Annotated in this window: 5 protein-coding genes; all 5 read left to right on the top strand. The window is 69.9% G+C overall.

Annotated elements, in window-relative coordinates; translation table 11 throughout:
* A partial coding sequence (locus Q7W29_00780) for a flagellar hook-length control protein FliK (GenBank protein MDO9170349.1) occupies nt 1-597 on the top strand: 597 nt, incomplete at its 5' end.
* On the top strand, nt 594-1,241 hold the full coding sequence (locus Q7W29_00775; protein MDO9170348.1) for a flagellar hook capping FlgD N-terminal domain-containing protein: 648 nt from the start codon (nt 594-596) through the stop codon (nt 1,239-1,241). The genes Q7W29_00780 and Q7W29_00775, both read left to right, overlap by 4 nt.
* 31 nt (nt 1,242-1,272) lie before the next feature.
* Complete coding sequence (locus Q7W29_00770) at nt 1,273-3,372, top strand: flagellar hook-basal body complex protein (protein MDO9170347.1); 2,100 nt, start codon at nt 1,273-1,275, stop codon at nt 3,370-3,372.
* Nucleotides 3,373-3,405: 33 nt separating this feature from the next.
* The gene (locus Q7W29_00765; protein ID MDO9170346.1) at nt 3,406-3,591 is read left to right on the top strand and encodes a flagellar FlbD family protein; all 186 of its coding nucleotides are present in this window, start codon (nt 3,406-3,408) and stop codon (nt 3,589-3,591) included.
* A 15-nt stretch (nt 3,592-3,606) separates the two neighbouring features.
* A partial coding sequence (locus Q7W29_00760) for a hypothetical protein (GenBank protein ID MDO9170345.1) occupies nt 3,607-4,034 on the top strand: 428 nt, incomplete at its 3' end.

Below are 4,034 nucleotides of genomic sequence, written 5' to 3'. Positions count from 1 at the left end.
ACCACGCACCCCGGCAACTCCGGGCAGGGCGCCGGGCAGGGCGCCGGACAGGGCGCCGAGGGCGCGCCCGCCGGTCAACCGGCCGCAGGCACGCCGGCTCAGGCGGTCGGCGGTAGCGCCGGCGCCGCGCCGGGCAGCGCGACCGGGATCGCGAACCTCGCCGTCAGGACGGCGAACGCCGCCGGCGACGACCTCCGGATCGAGGACGGGAGCGAGGCGTCCGTGCCGGAGAGCGTGCGGCGCCAGGTCGTCGCCCGCCTGGCCGGGGAACTCGCGGGACCCGGCGGCAAGGGCGCGCTGCGCCTGCAGCTCACCCCGCCGCAGCTCGGCAAGGTCGACGTCAGTTTCGAACGCCACGGCCAGGAACTGCACCTGACCTTCCGCGTCGAATCGGCCGAGGCCGCCAAAGCGCTGCGCGACGGGGCCCACGAATTGACCGCCGCCCTGCTGGACAAGCAGGCCGGCTGGGACCGGGTGAAAGTCGACGTGGAGCGGGAGGAGCCCGGGAAGCACGACGACGGACGGGACGACCGCCGCGGCCGGGACGGCCGCCGCGATCGTGACGAACGCGACGGCGAGGAAGGAGCCCGCACATGATCGTCAATTCGGTGAGCACGACCCCGACCACTTCGACGGCCGGAACCGGCAGCGCCGAGGAGCTCAAGAACGAGTTCCTGCAGCTGCTCATCACGCAGATCAAGAACCAGGATCCCCTGAAGCCCCTGGACAACGCCGAGTTCACCTCGCAGCTCGCCCAGCTGTCCACGCTGGAGCAGCTGCAGGCCATGAACGATTCGATGACCCAGGACCTCGTGTACACCCAGTCCCTGAACAACACCATGATGCTGGGGCTGGTGGGCCGCACCGCCGTGGTCGAGGGCGACCAGGTGGTCGTGACGGAAGGCGAGGCCTCGTCCAGCCACCTCCAGTCCGAGGCGGCCGGCGTGGCGACCGTGACCGTCCGCGACGAGAACGGCGACGTGGTGCGCACCTTCACCCAGACGGTGGCGGCCGGCTGGTCGGAGCTGACCTGGGACGGCCTGGGCACCGACGGGCAGGCGGCGCCGGACGGGGACTACACGCTGAGCGTCGAGGTGGCCGACAACGAGGGCGCCGCCGTCGAATCGGTGGTCTACATGTCGGGCCTGGTCGAGAGCATCCGCTTCGAGAACAACCTGGCCCTGCTGCACATCGCAGGCCGTGACTATTACGCTTCCGAGATCGCCCGCGTCGGGATCTGAACCCGCGGGCGACCCTGACAAGGAGGAACACATGCTGCGTTCGCTGTACTCCGGCATCACGGGCCTGTCGGCCAACTCGATCGCGCTGGACGTGATCGGCAACAACATCGCCAACGCCAACACCGTGGGCTACAAGTCGTCGCGGGTGACCTTCCGCGAGATGCTGACCCAGACGGTGCGTCCCTCGCAGCGGCCGGTTTCCGGCAGCCGCGGCGGCGTCAACGCCCAGCAGGTCGGCCTGGGGTCGTCGGTGGCCAGCATCGACTCGCGCTTCACCCAGGGGCACCTCGAGACCACGGGCCTGGTCAACGACCTCGCCCTGCAGGGCGACGGCTTCTTCGTGCTGAGCGACGGCGCGGGCCGCTACTACACCCGGTCCGGCGCGTTCGGGCTGGACGCCAACAACAACTTCGTCGATCCCAGCACCGGCCTGCACCTGCAGGGCCTGATGGCCGACGACAACGGCGTCGTCCAGGCGGGAGCCTACGAGGACCTGTACCTGGATCCCGGCCGCACGGTCCCGGCCCTGTCTTCGACCTCGGTGCGCCTGTTCGGCAACCTGAACTCCGACGCCGAGGCCCAGGGCACGATCATGGAGTCGTCGCACTTCATGGCCGCGGCCGCGGGCACCGACCTGCTGACCGCGCTCTACGGCCAGAGCGGCGGCGCGATGGGCCTGATCGCCAACGACCAGATCTCGCTGACCGGCCTGGTGACCGGCGCCTCGGGCTCGAACACGCTGAACCTGCCGGCCTTCGAGGTCGGCACCGACGGCACCACGCTGGCCGAGCTCGCGGCCTGGATCCAAACCTCGCTGGAGTCGCTGCCCGACGTGGCACCGGGCGAGGTGGCGGTCAGCATCGCCGCCGACGGCTCGATCTCGCTGGGCAACACCAGCGCCGCCACGTCGCTGCAGAACCTGCAGCTGACCATCCCCGGCCGCCTCGACTTCAACCAGTCCTTCCGCTTCAGCCCGAGCATCGGCCCGGGCGAGTCCGGCACCACCTACGACGCGACGCGCTCGGCGGGCCAGATCCGCGCCGCGGCGACCACCGACGACCTGCTCACGGCCGTCTACAACAGCCGCGGCCAGTCCCTGGGCCTGAACGTGTCGCCCACGAACCCGAGCACCACGATCATGATCGGCGGCTCGGTGGGCGAGCACCAGGCGCCCTCGAACACCATGTCCGTGGACGCCGCCACGACCTTCGGCGACCTGATGACCGGGCTGCAGATCGCCCTGGGCATCTCGACCTCGCCGGTGAGCCTGGACGCCGACGGGCACATCGTCATGAGCGGCGAGGTCGGCATCGACAACTCGCTCGGCCAGGTGGACATCCGCGAGGTGGGCGAGGTCAACCCGACCCTCGAGACCTCGTTCGGCTTCGTCGAGACCCAGGAGGCCGACGACGGCAGCGAGTTCACCGCCTCGGCCACCGTCTACGACTCGCTCGGCGACGTGCACAACGTCCTGTTCACCTTCAGCAAGGTGATCGGCCGCAACGAGTGGAACTGGGTCGCCGAGATGGAGGGCGACGAGGTGATGGTCAGCGGCAACACCGGCACGGCCAGCTTCGCCGAGACCGGCGAGATCATCGCCTTCCGCTACACCGACGACGCGGGCGGGCTGTCCTTCCGCCCCCAGGCCGACGGCACGACCGGGGCCCTGCCCATCACGCTGCAGATCGACGCCGGCCAGTTCGGCGGCCTCAGCGGCCTCACGCAGTACGCCGCCAACGAGACCCTGCAGACGATCGCCGACGGCCACACCGTGGGCTCGCTGCTGGACTACGAGATCAACGCCGACGGCATCATCATCGGCCGCTTCTCGAACGACACGGTGCAGACGCTCGGCCAGATCGGTCTGGCGCGCTTCTCCAACATGCAGGGGCTGCTGCGGACCGAGGGCAACACCTTCCAGGTCAGCGGCAACTCCGGCCTGGCGGTCGAGGGCTTCGCCGGCGGCGAGTCGGACACCTTCATCACCTCGGGCGCCCTGGAGGGCTCGAACGTGGACCTGACCCAGGAGCTGACGAACATGGTGATCGCCCAGCGCGCCTTCCAGGCCAACGCCAAGGTCATCACCACCGGGGACCAGATCCTGCAGGACATCGTCTCGATGGTCCGCTAGCAGACCTGAACGGCGGGAGAGGAGCCGGAGCCCATGATCAGCGTCACGCGGCTGGACGGCAGCGGCATCGTGGTCAACGCCGAACTGATCGAGTTCGTCGAGCGCACGCCCGACACCATGATCGGCCTGACCACCGGACGCCTGATCACCGTGAGGGAGCCGGTCGAGGAGATCGTGCGGCAGGTGCTGGACTACCGGCGCCGCACGCGCAGCCACTAACGACGGGAGAGGGACATGGCCGAAGAGGACGTCAAGTCGGAGCCGCAGGAGAAGCCCAAGAAGGCGGCCTTCAAGCCGTTCGAGAACAAGCTCGTGCTGCTGGCCGTGATCATCGTGGTGCAGGCCGCCCTGGCGGTCGGGGTGACCCAGTTCGTGATCGTGCCCAAGCTCCAGAACCTGGGCGCCGGGGACCAGACGGCCCTGGCCGAGGAGGGGGCGGCCGGCGAGCACGGCCAGCCCGCGGCCAAGGGCAAGTCCGCCCACGGCAAGCCCGGGAAGCACGGCGAGGCCGCGTCGCTGAGCGGCCGCGGCGCGCTGGTCGGTCTCAAGGAAGTGACGGTCTCGCTGCGCTCCGAAGGCGCGGTGACGAGCTACCTGCGGATCAGCGTCGATCTCGAGGTCCCGGACCAGACGAAGGTCCTGCTCGTCGAGGAGCGCCTGCC

This window comes from bacterium (genome assembly GCA_030654305.1).
Classification (GTDB): Bacteria; Krumholzibacteriota; Krumholzibacteriia; order LZORAL124-64-63; family LZORAL124-64-63; genus PNOJ01.
This window is presented reverse-complemented; position numbering and strand designations above follow the sequence as displayed.